This is a genomic window from Bradyrhizobium ontarionense (assembly GCF_021088345.1).
Taxonomy (GTDB): Bacteria; Pseudomonadota; Alphaproteobacteria; order Rhizobiales; family Xanthobacteraceae; genus Bradyrhizobium; species Bradyrhizobium ontarionense.
The window spans coordinates 3,971,952-3,985,189 of sequence record NZ_CP088156.1 but is presented as its reverse complement, the minus strand read 5'-3'; the positions used below and the strand labels follow the sequence as shown (position 1 = coordinate 3,985,189).

The following is a 13,238-nucleotide window of genomic DNA, read 5'->3' as shown; positions in this document are numbered from 1 at the left end:
TTTGTGGCGCTGGCGCACCATCGCTCGCTTTTGGACCACCGCGCGTGCCCTTGACGTCAACCACGCAAAAGTATCCAGGTGCCTGGCCAGCCTCGAAGTTTTTCGTGGCCGCAGATTATTCGAGCCAAGGGCCGAAGTTTGCATAATGCAGACGGCAACGCCGTATTCGACGAAGCGAATGCGATGGCCCGTACAGCGCTTTCAGTGCTGCGCAGGCGGCGGGATCACGGAAGGACACAATCAGCTATCGTGCGCAAGCGCCCTCTTGTTGTGGCGGTTCGGATATAGCTGTGCATTTCTGATCAAGCACCGCGAATTTATAACGAGTTCCCAAGCGGACGACGCGAGCTAACTTGAGCTGTACTGGAAGTAGGCGGGAGATCATATCGTCGCTAGGCTTTGGCGGATGGGGGTGCAGCTCACGCAATTGAAGCGCCGATGCTCGGCTTGACGACAAATGTCGTGCAAGCGATGGACCTTCGCCCGCATGTTCACCAGGACAACACCGGGCGGCGTGTTCAGAACGACCAGCCCTACTGAAATTAATACTGAACGAAACGAATTGGCGACGCCGATGGCCCCGGGGCTATCGGCAAGTTTCGGCTTTCTTTGCCCGAGAGTCACGAAGCGAATTTGGAATGCGAATTGGACAATGAACCTGCAAAACGAGGATTGCGAAATGTCGAACAGGAAGATGTTTCCGAACTCCGTGATCCCGATTCCGGCGTCGGGCGTAACAGCGCGCGGCCTGATCGCGAGCGGCTCAGATGCACGGCACCGCGACGAGAAGATGGATGTGAGTTTCTCGCTCGGCGTTCCGCCGAACCTACAGAAGGAGCTGCAGGCGCGCGTCAACAAGGGGGAGACGATTTCGGCAGAGGAGCTGAAGACGAAATACGCCGCGGATCCGGCCGCCGCAGGCGCGCTGGAGACCTGGCTAAAGAACGAAGGTTTCACGATCACCCAGGTGTCGCCCGATCGCACCACGATCTACGCCAACGCGTCTGCCTCGCAGGTTGAAGCGAGCCTCGGTGTGCACATGGTGCGGGTGACACGGGAGGGGCAGACCTACACCGCGGCGTCCGACGTGCCGAGCCTGCCGGAGAGCATCGCCGGTGCGGTGGTACATATCGGCGGGCTGCAACCCTACCGCCAAGCGCGCAAACATCTTCGCTCGCGCATGCGGTGAGGGCGGAGGCGGCCGTGGAGCCGGCGATCGCCAACGCCCCGCCTTACCTGGGTCCGGAAATCCTGAAGGCCTATGGCGGTGCGGGGCTCGGCCTGAGCGGGAAGGGGCAGGAGATCGCCATCCTGATCGACGCGGTCCCGCTGGACAGCGATATGACGGCGTTTTGGACTGCCAATAACCTGGCTGGCAATCTGGGGCGCATCGCCAAGATCAACGTCAAGGGTGGAACGTTGCCCGCCCCCTCGGGCGAGGAGACGCTGGACGCACAATGGGCCAGCGCCATCGCTCGCCCAGGCGAACGTGCGAATCTATGCTAGCGGCTCGCTCTCATTCATCGATCTCGACCGCGCTCTCGACCGCATCTATGCCGACGCGCTGGCGCAGCCGACGTTGCGGGTCGTGTCGATCAGCCTCGGCCTCAGCGAGGCCTTTATGGCGGAAGGCGAGGTGCACGCCGAGGAGGCCCGCTTTGCCCGGTTTGCTGCACTCGGCGTCAACGTGTTCGTCTCGACCGGCGATGCCGGATCAAATCCGGGGCCGGACGGACACCATGCGAACGGCCCGCTGGCGGCCGAGTGGATGTCGACCAGCCCGCACGTCGTGGCGGTGGGGGGCACGTCGCTGCGGCTGGCGCCGAACGGACAGGTGGCATCCGAGACCGGGTGGCCCGGCAGCGGCGGCGGCAAGAGCAAGTTCTTCCCGCGACGGGCCTGGCAGCAGGGCCCTGGCGTGCCGGCCGGAAATCAGCGGATGGTGCCCGATGTCGGCGCTACCGCAGACCCGAATGAAGGGGGGGCTGGTCATCCTAAACGGCCAACGCCTGCAATATGGCGACACCAGCTGGAGCGCGCCTGTCTGGGCCGCCTTGTGCGCCCTGATCAACGAGGCGCGGGCCAACAACCACCAGCCGCCGCTTCCCTATCTCAATCCGCTGATCTACCCGCTGATTGGCAGCAATTGCTTCCGCGACGTGTTGACCGAAAGTAACGGCGCCTACAGCTGCGGGCCGGGTTTCGACCTGGTCACCGGGATTGGCACGCCGGATTTGAAGCAACTCATGACGAGACTCGCCGGCGTGAGCGCGTAACTCATCGTCGGGCTGATGATGGTGGCTGGCCATTCAGCGGCATGATTGAGGAGGCCCCGGGGCTCATGCCTTCGGGGTCTCTTCTGGCTGCGCGTCCATCGCTTCGAGCGCGGAAGCGTGGGAATGGCCCGCGAAGTGTTGCCGTTCGCGACGGAATATCTCCACGAGATAATCGGCGACCGCGCGGACGCGAGGCACCTTCGTCAGGTCGGGGCGGATCAGAAGCCAGAGCTCGCGCTCCAGCATCGGCCGGTCGCAGTCGATCTCGGCAAGCTTCCGATCGTTATCGGCGAGATAGCGCGGCAGCAGTGCGATTCCGAAGCCTGCTCGCGTCGCCGCAGCTTGCGCGATCTGGCTGTTGGCGCGGAAGGCGAACCGGCGTCCCGGAAAATGCTGCTCGACCCATTCGGCTTCGGCGATGGAGTCGCCATCCCTGTCGAATCCGACAAGCGGCAATCGCGCAAGCGTGTCCGCTTCGGAGTGCATGCCCGCCGCGACGTACAAGCCAAAGTAGATCGTTCCGACGCGTCGCGCGGCAAGCTCGCTGCCCTTGGGGTCACCGAAACGCAAGGCGATATCGGCCTCTCGCCGGGCAAGGCTCAGGAGTCTGACATCTCCAATTAGCTCGAGATCGATCCCCGGATGACGTCGATGGAGTCCGTCCAGCCGGTCGATCAGGAATCCTTCGGCCAGGCTGCGTCCGGCCGTCAGTCGCACGAGGCCGCTGAGCTCTGCACTCGCATCAAGGCGTCGAAGAACCGATAGCGCCGCGCTATCCATTATTTTCGCTTCTTCCAGCACAGCCGTTCCGTCGGCTGTCAGCACATAGCCCTCGGCGCGGCGCTCGAACAAGGGGCATCCCAGAAGTGTCTCGAGGTGGGCAACCCTGCGGGACACCGTTGCATGATTGACGCGCAGCGCGCGTGCGGTTGCGGACAGCGAACGATGCCGCGCAAGCGCCGCGAAATAGCGCAAATCTTCCCAGTCAATGTCGCCTGTGCATTTCTTATCAAGCATAGAGAATTTATAGCGAGTTCCCAACACAGCAGCGAGAGCTAAACTCGCGCAATGGTAGAAAAAATGAAGGTAGGAAGCAAGCGATGCGCCGTCACCTCGCGCGCACGCTTCCTCGTTTATTGCAGGGCGGAATTGCTCCTTTTTCATCTTGCGGCCCGGCCACCTCCCGGCCTGTGCCGCCCGGCGGTGGCACATGATCAATCATCGATTGCTGACGGCCTTCGCGCCGTCCGGTCATGGCCGATGCACATGGCCCGAGACGGCGGACATCGTTCAGCCCCAGGCCTCTGAGCGGCACCGAGTGCGCCGATCGGGGAACGTCTCGCCGCGGTGCTCGTCTCTCCGCAGAGTCCAGATGTCATCGACAGTCCGGCGTACATCTGTCACGCGACTTCGGGTGAGTATCCCGGCAAGGCAGGACCTTGAGCCGGCGTTGGAGGTCGATCGCCATGCGTGAAAAGCCGCGTAACGGCACGGTGGCATCCTATCTGGTGACCCGGCTGGAGGAGCTTGGCATCGAACATCTGTTCAACGTGCCGGGGAGCTATTGCAGTGGATTGCTTGCCTCGCTGACCGGCAACTCCCGGCTGAAGGCTATCTTCACGACGTATGAGATGGAGGCTGCATACGCGGCCGACGCCTATGCTCGCCTCAGGGGCTATGGTGCGATGTGTGGGACATATGGCGTCGGGGCGTTGAGTGCGCTGAACGGTGTGGTCGGGGCTTTTGTCGAGCGATGTCCGGTTGTCGTCATCAATGGCGGTCCTTCCGCAAAGCAGCTCGAACTTGAGGTCGACTATGGCATCATGTTCCTGCACTCGACCGGCCGCCTTAAGACGGACCTGACGATCTATTCGCAGGTGACGGCGGCAACAGCGGTGATCGAGCGGGCGGAGGAAGCGCCGGACAAGATCGACGAAGTTCTGATCGCCTGTATGACCCACCGGCGTCCGGTGTATATCGAAATCAGCCAGGAGTTGTGGGGGCAATCCTGCCCTTTGCCGGTGGGGAAGCTCAGTGCCTCGCTGACGCCCGTCAATACGGACGCGCTGTCGGAATGCCTCGACGATACCGTGGCGCGGATTGCTGGCGCGCAGCGGCCTGTGTTGTGGGCCGGTGAAGAGCTCGACCGCTGGCAATTGCATGACGAGTTCGCCGAATTGTTGCGCGTGAGCGGGATTTCCTACGTCACGACGCTGGCCGGAAAATCGGTATTGGCCGAAACCACGAAGGGTTTCCTCGGCGTCTATGACGGACGGTTCGCCCCGCCCGACCTTCAGGAGTTCGTCGAGAAGGCCGATCTCGTCCTTGCGCTCGGCACAGTGATCACGGATTTCGTCGGCGAAATTGTCGCGAAAGATTACGATAACATGATACTTGCGTCGCAAGGTGGCATCCGCATAGGACATCACGTCTACCCCAATGTCAGGATCAGGGAGTTCGTGGTCGGTCTGACACGCCGGCTCGCAAGCCATGCCGCAGCGCCACACCCGTGGGGCGGAACGGCATTTCAGCGACCCGGCTCCGCCCTTCCTTCCGGCGATTCACTGCTGACGTTCGATCTTCTGTTCGCGCGAATGTCGGATTTCGTGAGCGACAAGCTTGTGATCGCCGACACCGGCCTGTCGCTCTTCGCCTCCGCCGGGCTGCCGATCCTTGCCCAGCAAGGATATGTGTCGTAATCCATCTGGATGTCGATTGGGTACAGTCTTGGCGCATCGCTCGGCGCGGCCTGCGCTGGCGCCAGGCGGCCGGTCGCGTTCGTGGGAGATGCCGCCTTCCGGGAGGGGCCGCAGGTGCTCTCTACCCTGGTTCAGTACAAGCTGCCCGCGGTTATCTGCGTGATGAACAACGGAATTATGGGAATCCAGCAGTTCATGGGTCATCCTCAGTACTACGACAACGCGCAATGTCAGCCGGATTACTACAACACGCTCATGCGCTGGGATTACCGCGCCCTGGCGCAAGCCTTTGGCGCACGGCATGCACGGGCCAAGACGCTGAGCGAGCTCGACGAAGCGTTACGACAGGCGGCCGAGTTGACCGCGTCTCCGATCCTGATCGACGTCGTCCTCGACGAAAGAGACATCCCGAGCGTGATCCGCCACACCGCCGGGCGCGCGGCTCCCGGGGCGGTTCAGGCAAATTCCGAGGCACCGCTATTGCGACGCATCGTGCCTTGAGGTGGCGAGAGCGGCCCGACCGCCAATCATAGCCTGGCCGCAAGGTTGCGCTGTGCGATTCTTATCATTCGTTGAGAAATTATTGCGGGTTCCTCGCGCGCCATTTGCGGCATAGCGTCCTGAGATCAGATCGTGGAAGGCTCGATGGCGCCTGTCGGCGCGCGCGACCGACCACGACTGCTGCGAAGATACTGAATATTGGGACGAGCTAGTTGGCACGCGGACGGGAACGGCCAACATCAGATTTCAACGAGGTCATTCATGAGCATGATGTCTTCCGAAGAATTGTCATCAGACCAACTGTTTATCGACACCGTCGTCTACGGTTCGCGCAAGAATGACTCGATCACGGACGTCACGGAGACTTCGGTCGCCACCCAGCATCAGCTCAAGATCGGTGACAAGACGTACAAGTACACCGCTCGGGCCGGCCATCTGGTCATCGCCGATCTCTACAACGGGCGGCCGGCGGCGAAGATATTCTACGTGGCGTTCCCGGCCAATGTGAAAAGCTCGAAGGAACGTCCCGTCACGTTCTTCTACAACGGCGGGCCTGGCTCGTCGCCCGTGTACCTGCTCGGAGCGGGTATTCGACGGCGCATGGGTCGGACGCCCTACTGATCGTTTCGCAAGAACTTAAACCTGTTTTCCACATCGGGGCTTGTCAGCGCAAGCGAGCTGAGGGCCTTGAGCATCATACGGGCCGCGGAATTATGACTACATTCAGAGTTCATCCAGCCATTGGTATCGCGCGCGTCGGCAACTCCGAGGACTATGTGATCGCGCCGGAGACCATGGCGGGCAGCCCACCCCCCCAGGGAGGTAATCTGACGGGCGGACTTCCGATCCGGCGCGGAACGGAGAGTGACGCCATTCGCAGCAGCGATCTCCGCGATGCGTCGGGTGCGCTGAAGCGTCACGCCGCGCGGTTTCGCCTTTTTGCCTACGACGATGTCATTCCCGAAAGCTGGCCCCGCGGCGATGGCCGCGAGGTGCGGGTCGGCGACGAGATCGACGGGCGAAAGATCGCCGACATCATCTGGACCGTGCATGTCGCGAACAAGAAGACAAACTGGTTCATTCTGGCTGAGAGCGATCCGCAGGGAATCGCGAGCTACGAAGGCGATAATCTCCCGGACATCCGAAATCCGTTCATGGCGCAGACCGGCGTTTCCCAACCTGTCAACAACGAGAAGCTGCGAACGCTCGCTACTCCGGATCGCTTGCGCAAGCTCGTGATCGATCCCGGTCCGCGTGTGGTGTCCGGAGTGTCTGCAGCGCCCGTTCGTTTCGATGCCCAGACGCCCGCAAGATATTTCGACGGCGCTCGCGGCGCGGTCGTCGATATGCCCGACTACCCCAAATCGTTTCCATCCAGCGAGCTCGGGCAACTCGACTGCCCATCTGGCCCGATCGACAGCCTCGGCGAGATCGAGACCGATTCCTGCGGCCGGCTTCTCGTGCTCGGCGGCCGCGGCCGTGCAGTTGCGTGGAAGATTGAGGGAAAATCGCCGCTCGACGACGACGTCAACAACAACCAATGGTTCGACGACACGTCGGACGGGCCGGTCAGTGCGACGATTGTCTTCGAGAAAGGCGAGCCCGCAACCGCGCACGGCGCCTGGGTGACGGCGACCGATCCCTCCTTCGCGCCGCAGACCCTCAATGTCGTCTCGATGTGGGATGACGTCTACGACGTCTGGGTCCGGCAGCTCGCGCTCGCTCCTGACCTCTTCGACCAGGCGACCCAAGCCTACAACGACGCCTACCAGCCTACGTTCGTCGACCAGGTTGCGCCCATTCTCAAGAGCGCGAGCCAGCAGCACCGGGTTGCCAATCTCAGCCAGGCCGGCATCTCCGCGCATGCTTTGCTGGCGAAAATCACGGAAATGACTGATCCGACGCAGACGGCGCTGGCCGGCTTGTCCGCGGTTTTCAGGGATCCGTCGAAGCAGGAGCAGCAGAAATGCAACACCACCTTGATGCCGCTGCACCTCGGCGACGCAGACCAGTCACTATCCTCAACATCGTCGACGACGTTACCAAGGAGTGCCTGGGCGCGATCGCCGACACTTCGCTCTCGGGATGGCGGGTGGCGCGGGAGCTGACCACGATCATCGCCCGGCGCGGCAAGCCGGGCTCGATCGTCTCGGACAACGGCACTGAGTTCACCAGCAACGCGATGCTGGCCTGGTGCAACGACAACGCGATCGACTGGCACTCCATCACACCGGGCAAGCCGATCCAGAACGCGTTCGTCGAGAGCTTCAACGGTCGGATGCGCGACGAGGTCTTGAATGAAACACTGTTCTTCGGCCTCGATGACACCAGGCGCAGGCTCGCTGCATGGGTCGCCGACTACAACAATGAGCGGCCGCACTCCTCGCTGAAATACCAAACCCCTGCGGCCTATGCCGCCACCCTCACCGCAACGGGCGATCGGCTGCGCAACCCCGACCAGCTCCGCCAATCGCTCGTTGCTCCACCCGCGCCACTCGGCGTAAAACCCACTCGGACTCTAAACGCTGCTGGATGAAACTTCGGTGGCAGGTCACGTATTCATGCCCTGGTTCATCGCCTCCGGCAGCCGCACGGATAAAGGCTCGATCAGCCCCACGCGCAGGAGGCCCGTGAGCCCGCGCATCGCAGCCAAGGCTGACGACGACGGATCCTTCACCACATAGCTGATCGTGCTGGTGTCCGGATCGAAGAGCCCGGCCACCTTAGGCTGCACGCGGAGATCGATCGGATAGGGGTATGGTTGCTGCTCCACAATGCCGGCGATCGTCCGCCGCGGGAGGATCGGGAGGCTTGATGCGCGAGTCTCGCGCACACCTCAACTCATAGGCGGTGAAATGCCACTGCTGTGAGGTGGACAACTTGCGGTGGTGGTGCTCTCACTTCTGTTTCCGCGATCATTGCGCGACGATGCGCGCCTTCGCGGTGTTCAACTGCACTCATTAGTAACAATTCGGATCTAATCAGAGAGGACCGGTGCGTTCGGATGTGGCATCGTGAGGTAACGACGGCCATTCCATGTCGCACGGCTCGGAGGAAGGTGACAACTACTGGCCTGGATACGTCGATGCGTTGACGTCCATGGTCCAGGTGCTGGCCTTCGTGATGATGATGCTGGCGATGGCCGTGTTCGTGCTGTCGCAGAGCGTGTCCAAGAAGGCGGTCGAGGCGATCGCGAAAGCCGTCAATGCCGACGTCAAGCCTGGCGCCGACGTCAAGCAGCTCACGCAAGCCGTCGTTGCGCAGATCGACCGGCTGCAGAAGTCTGCGCCGCCGGTGAACGAGACGGAGCAGAGCCCGGCCGCCAAGTCGCAGCCGATCAGCGAGGGCGCGGCGCGCGCCGACAACGATCGCGTGACGACGCTGCGGGTCAGCGGCGCGCAGGTCCAACCCTCGCAGGTCCCCGTCGAGGCGCCGGCGGACGCGCCGCGGCTGACGGTCGATTTCGCCGACCGGAGCTTCAAGATTGCGGTCGATCAGGCGCAAGCGATCGCGAGCTTCCTCGGCGCGCATCAGGTCGGCGGGCAGCACACGATCATCGTCAATGCCTATGCCTATTCCGGCGAAGGCGCCGTCTCGGAAGCGCGGCGGCTCGCCTACTATCGCGGCATGATGGCCCGCAAGCAGCTGGTCGATGCCAAGGTGAAGCCCGAGAACATCCGCATCAACGTCAACGACACCGCCGACAAGTCCAAGGGAATGACGGTCGAGCTGATCGTCGCAGGCAGCGCCCGCTAGTTCAACGTCGGGCGAAGGACCAGGGTCATGGAAAAGCAGATCGCGCAGATCCGGAACAAGATGATCGGCTTGATTGCGATCATCGCACTGGGCAGCGCCTGGCAGTGGGACTTCATCGCCGAGGGCGTCATGGCCCACGTCTACACCACGGGCTCGATCCTCAGCGCCTTCGGCTTCTCGATCGTGATGTCGTTCATCTTCGTATCGAAGCTGAAGAACGAGGTGATCGCCTTCAACGCGCTGAGGGAGATGTGGGACGACATCCGCAAGGGACCCGTCGAGCAGGCCGCCGATCCGCTGTGGCGTCACTACCGCTGCTCGCGGCCGGGGCGGCTGTTTCGCAGGCCGCGGCTGTTGGGACACGCCTACGACCTCGTCACCGAGGAGCTCGCGCGCACCAAGAAGATCCGCATCTCCGTCGAGACCATGAACACGCTGGTTCACAAGATCAGCCAGACGATCGACGACGAGAAGTCGCTGCTCGGCTACATGTCCGGCCTGCTGGTGTTCATGGGCCTGATCGGCACCTTCATCGGCCTCTTGCACATGGTCGGATCGATGGGCGGCATCATCGGCACGCTGGCGAGCTCGACCGGCGGCGGGGGGGCCGGCGCGGATGCGTTCCAGCAGCTGCTGGGGGCGTTGCAGGAGCCGCTCAAGGGCATGGCATCGGGCTTCGCGGCGTCGCTGTTCGGTCTGTTCAGCTCGCTGATCGTCGGCCTGCTCAACCGCATGGCCGGCCAGGCTGGCGGCGTCCTGAAGCACGGATTCGAATCCTGGCTCGCCGGCGTCGTGCAGATCGGCGACCAGGAGCGCGAGGAGGCCATGGGACGCAAGGGCGCCACGAAGCCGCTCGACGGCGCGGTCGCTCAGGCGACCACTAACATGATGGTGGACTACGCCAAGGTGAGCTCGGGCTTCGATGACGCGGTCCGGATGCTGCACGGCCTGCAGACCAGGCAGGACGATCATGCCAGGCTGATGCAGGCGATGATGCAGGCGCTCTCGAAGGTCAGCGCCGGGCTGGACGCGCTGACCGAGGGCGTGACCCGAGGCGTCGCTGACGAATTGTCGGTGACACGGGACATGTTGAGCGAGCTCGCCGGAGCTCACAGGGAGCTCGCCAAGCGGCATGCGGCAAGCTCAGCTCAGCTGGCATCCGCGATCGAGCAGAATGGCCGGACGTCGGAGGCCACGTCCGCGCGGCTACGCGACGACATCGGCGGCCGCATCGAGAAGGAAGTGAGAGAGGCCATCGGCCCGGTCGGACTATCGGTCGCCGAGCAGATGGCCGCGCTGGAGCAGGCGGTCGCGCAGTTCGCGCAGAATGGGCTGGCCGGACATCGCGGCGTCGACGCCATGGATGATGAGCCGCCAGCGCCTCACATCGACGCCGGGATGGAGATTTCGGATGATCTCGGCCGCCTCGATCTCGATGAGGGCGCACCGAACGCCTATTCGGACATTCGGAGGGAGGTGGCTTCGGCGCTCGCCGCGTCCGCGCATGGCGTGCCGTTCGACGGCGGCCGGCGGACGACGCGCGCGGGAATGGTCGTGAGCCACTGACGCCGGACGGCGAGAGAGAAGCAGGAGCCTATCCATGAACCATGCAGCCCGCAAAGGCGCGATCGCGCTGCCCCGGTTCTCGCTGCCGAAGCTGAGGCGCAGCAAGGCTCCGGCCTTCTCCAGGCGCCATAGCCGTCACGCCTGCGTTCTCATCGGGACCATGAAGGTCATCGAGATCGGGGCGGAGTTCGACGGTGCATTGCTCGAGGTCTCACGCGGTGGTTGCACGTTCCGGCAAGCCAGCATGTTCCTGCTCGACCGCGTGAACGAGGTCGTGCTCGTCCATACCGAGTTCTTCGAGATCGAGGGCAGGATCCGCGCGGTCCGCCCCGACGGCTACGGCATCCAGTTCTTCGGCGAGATCGAAGAGAGTGTGGTCGATCGCATCGTGGACGCGTACGGCTTCAATGTCGCCGATTCGTTTCTGGCGAAACGCAACTGACGCGCGATTAGTTCTTTCATTGCTAAAGACGAGACGTGTTTTGCAACTCGCGATACTGTCGCGCGTGCAAACTCGTCTTCGGATATCTAAAAAAATATACGTCATCGGAACAATTGCTGCATCGTGCGGTCGGAATTTTTAGTCGGCATTAAGGGTAATAGAGCACTAACAGCGGGTGGATGGTGTAACCCGTGTCGTGCAGTATGAATGCAGCGTTTTATCTTCTGCGATTGAGTCACGATGCACGCCTGCGCAGTGCTCGCGACGCCCGCAGTCTCTCGATCGTTCGGGTAGACGAATGGGGTGCGTGAGCTCATCGCGTGTCGAGACGCGCAGCCATCGTGCCCACATCGTGCGGCTCGCGGCGATCTGCCTTCTGGCTCTCCAGCTCGCGGCCTGCGTGACGACGTCCTCGGTGCCGAACAGTCCGTTCCTGACGGCCGTGGTCCGCCTCAATCCGCTGGCGCGCCCGCCGGAGTCGGTTGCCAACGCCAACGCCGCGGTCATCGAGGCGCCGAAGGCCCAGCCGGCCGAGGTGCAGAGCGGCACAACAAGGCCAGCCGTGGCGACCGCCGACGTCGAGACGACCTCCGCTGTCCCAAGCACAGAGCGCAGGGAAGTCTATCCTCAGGTCGCGAGCGCTTCGAGCAGACTGGCGACGATCGCAGCTCCCGCTGCGCCTGAGATCGCCAGGGCCAGCGTGACCGGCGGCGCGAGGCCTGCGCTGAAAGGACGAGGAATCCTGCTGGGCGAAGCCGTCGGCGCCGCCGTGCTCAGCCATCCGCTGATGGGCGCGCAGGCGGCCAAGGTGAGCGGCTCGCTCGCGGACGTCCGCACGGCGCAAGGCTCGCTCAAGCCGCAGCTCCAGGTCTATGCGGGCTCCGGCGGCTCGTATCTCGGATCCTACGTGAACTATCCGCGCCAGTTCGGCGACGTCGCCATACCCGGCAGCTCGCGATCGGATGCGGGATTCACGCTGCGGCAGCTCATCTATGATTTCGGTGCGGCAAAGGCGGACATTGCGCGCAGCAAGTCGCTGGTCGATGCCGAGCGCCTGCGTCTGGCGGATCAGGCCGAAGACATCGCGCTTCGCACCGCCAATGCGTATTTCAATCTGCTCGAGCAGAGTGAATTGGTCGCGCTGATCGACAAGGTGGTGGCTGACGACAACAACTTCGCCCAGCTGGTGATGCTCAACGAGAAGCAGGGCAACGGCACCGTCGCCGACGTCAACCGGATCAAGTCCAAGGTGATCGAGGTGGAGGCTGTGCGCACCGACGTCATGACGGCGCTTCGCACCGCCGAGGACGAGTTCTTCCGGCTGACGAAGCTCGACCCTGCCCAGGTTCGGCGGTCGCCGTCGCCGCTCCCCCGCATCCCGTCGTCCTTCGAGCCGGCGCTGGCGGCGGCCAAGCAGTCCAATCCGTCGCTGCTGGCCTTGAGCGCGAACGGCAGCTCGCTCGAACATCAACTGACCTCGCAGAAGGCGCAGCAACTGCCGCGCGTCGACCTGCAGGGCGACGGCCTCGTGAAGCACTACATCGGCAATCAGGCGGCGAGCCAAGGTGTGGTCGATTCGCGCCTGATGGTGATGGTGTCCTACAAGCTGTTCGACGGCGGAATCATGGCCTCGCAGGTCGATCGGATCCGCGAAGACAAGAAGGCGAACGACTTCAGAACGCTCGATGAAAAGGAGAGCATCGAGCTCAATCTGAGGCGGCTGTACCAGGCGCTGTCCGCCAATCGTACCAAGGAGACCTCGGCCATCCAGGGCATCGCCACGGCGCAGAAAGCCAACACGCTCTATCTGGAGCAATTCAAGGCCGGCAAGCGCACGGTGTTCGAGGTTCTGGACAGCCGCATGGTCGTCTTCACCATGCAGAAGACCGCGGTCAATGGAAAATATGAGCAGCTCCGGGCTGCCTACGGAATCCTGCGCAATGTCGGAACGCTGGTGGAAACGGCGGTGCGGTCGCCGGCCGGATCATGAAAGCGGCC

General features: G+C 63.0%; 11 protein-coding genes and 3 pseudogenes. 12 read left to right on the top strand and 2 right to left on the bottom strand.

Annotated features, from left to right (window positions below; all coding sequences use genetic code 11):
* The first annotated feature begins 487 nt into the window (after positions 1 to 487).
* The 3 genes from LQG66_RS17750 (at position 488) to LQG66_RS17740 (ending at position 2,276) form a co-directional block, all read left to right on the top strand.
* A complete protein-coding gene (locus LQG66_RS17750) occupies positions 488 to 1,189 on the top strand; it encodes a protease pro-enzyme activation domain-containing protein (RefSeq protein ID WP_231327473.1) in 702 nt (233 codons plus the stop codon).
* A 14-nt stretch (positions 1,190 to 1,203) separates the two neighbouring features.
* Positions 1,204 to 1,506 (top strand): S8/S53 family peptidase, encoded by a 303-nt coding sequence (locus LQG66_RS17745; RefSeq protein ID WP_231327472.1) that lies wholly within the window; start codon positions 1,204 to 1,206, stop codon positions 1,504 to 1,506.
* A 443-nt stretch (positions 1,507 to 1,949) separates the two neighbouring features.
* On the top strand, positions 1,950 to 2,276 hold the full coding sequence (locus LQG66_RS17740; RefSeq protein ID WP_231327471.1) for a S8/S53 family peptidase: 327 nt from the start codon (positions 1,950 to 1,952) through the stop codon (positions 2,274 to 2,276).
* A 63-nt stretch (positions 2,277 to 2,339) separates the two neighbouring features.
* On the opposite strand, the gene LQG66_RS17735 is transcribed toward LQG66_RS17740, so the two are convergent.
* Positions 2,340 to 3,440, bottom strand: a complete 1,101-nt coding sequence (locus LQG66_RS17735) for a LysR family transcriptional regulator (protein ID WP_231327470.1) — start codon at positions 3,438 to 3,440, stop codon at positions 2,340 to 2,342.
* Between the two features lie 302 nt (positions 3,441 to 3,742).
* On the opposite strand from LQG66_RS17735, the gene LQG66_RS17730 reads away from it, so the two are divergent.
* The 5 genes and pseudogenes from LQG66_RS17730 to LQG66_RS17710 form a co-directional block, all read left to right on the top strand.
* A complete protein-coding gene (locus LQG66_RS17730; RefSeq protein WP_231327469.1) occupies positions 3,743 to 4,975 on the top strand; it encodes a thiamine pyrophosphate-binding protein in 1,233 nt (410 codons plus the stop codon).
* A 9-nt stretch (positions 4,976 to 4,984) separates the two neighbouring features.
* Complete coding sequence (locus LQG66_RS17725; protein ID WP_231327468.1) at positions 4,985 to 5,476, top strand: thiamine pyrophosphate-dependent enzyme; 492 nt, start codon at positions 4,985 to 4,987, stop codon at positions 5,474 to 5,476.
* 261 nt (positions 5,477 to 5,737) lie between these two features.
* Complete coding sequence (locus LQG66_RS17720; protein WP_231327467.1) at positions 5,738 to 6,097, top strand: hypothetical protein; 360 nt, start codon at positions 5,738 to 5,740, stop codon at positions 6,095 to 6,097.
* A gap of 92 nt (positions 6,098 to 6,189) precedes the next feature.
* Positions 6,190 to 7,095 (top strand): annotated as a pseudogene (locus LQG66_RS37420) (LodA/GoxA family CTQ-dependent oxidase); the annotation flags it as partial.
* A gap of 356 nt (positions 7,096 to 7,451) precedes the next feature.
* Positions 7,452 to 8,012 (top strand): annotated as a pseudogene (locus LQG66_RS17710) (integrase core domain-containing protein); the annotation flags it as partial.
* 18 nt (positions 8,013 to 8,030) lie between these two features.
* On the opposite strand, the pseudogene LQG66_RS17705 reads toward LQG66_RS17710, so the two are convergent.
* Positions 8,031 to 8,249: pseudogene (locus LQG66_RS17705) on the bottom strand (hypothetical protein); the annotation flags it as partial.
* A 263-nt stretch (positions 8,250 to 8,512) separates the two neighbouring features.
* Between LQG66_RS17705 and LQG66_RS17700 the strand changes: the two are divergent.
* From LQG66_RS17700 to LQG66_RS17685, 4 genes are all read left to right on the top strand, one after another.
* Positions 8,513 to 9,232, top strand: coding sequence for a hypothetical protein (locus tag LQG66_RS17700; RefSeq protein WP_231327465.1), 720 nt, complete (start codon positions 8,513 to 8,515; stop codon positions 9,230 to 9,232).
* Between the two features lie 27 nt (positions 9,233 to 9,259).
* Complete coding sequence (locus LQG66_RS17695; protein ID WP_231327464.1) at positions 9,260 to 10,798, top strand: hypothetical protein; 1,539 nt, start codon at positions 9,260 to 9,262, stop codon at positions 10,796 to 10,798.
* Between the two features lie 34 nt (positions 10,799 to 10,832).
* Positions 10,833 to 11,240, top strand: coding sequence for a PilZ domain-containing protein (locus LQG66_RS17690; RefSeq protein WP_231327463.1), 408 nt, complete (start codon positions 10,833 to 10,835; stop codon positions 11,238 to 11,240).
* 307 nt (positions 11,241 to 11,547) lie between these two features.
* Positions 11,548 to 13,230 (top strand): TolC family protein, encoded by a 1,683-nt coding sequence (locus LQG66_RS17685; RefSeq protein ID WP_231327462.1) that lies wholly within the window; start codon positions 11,548 to 11,550, stop codon positions 13,228 to 13,230.
* The last annotated feature ends 8 nt before the right edge of the window (positions 13,231 to 13,238 follow it).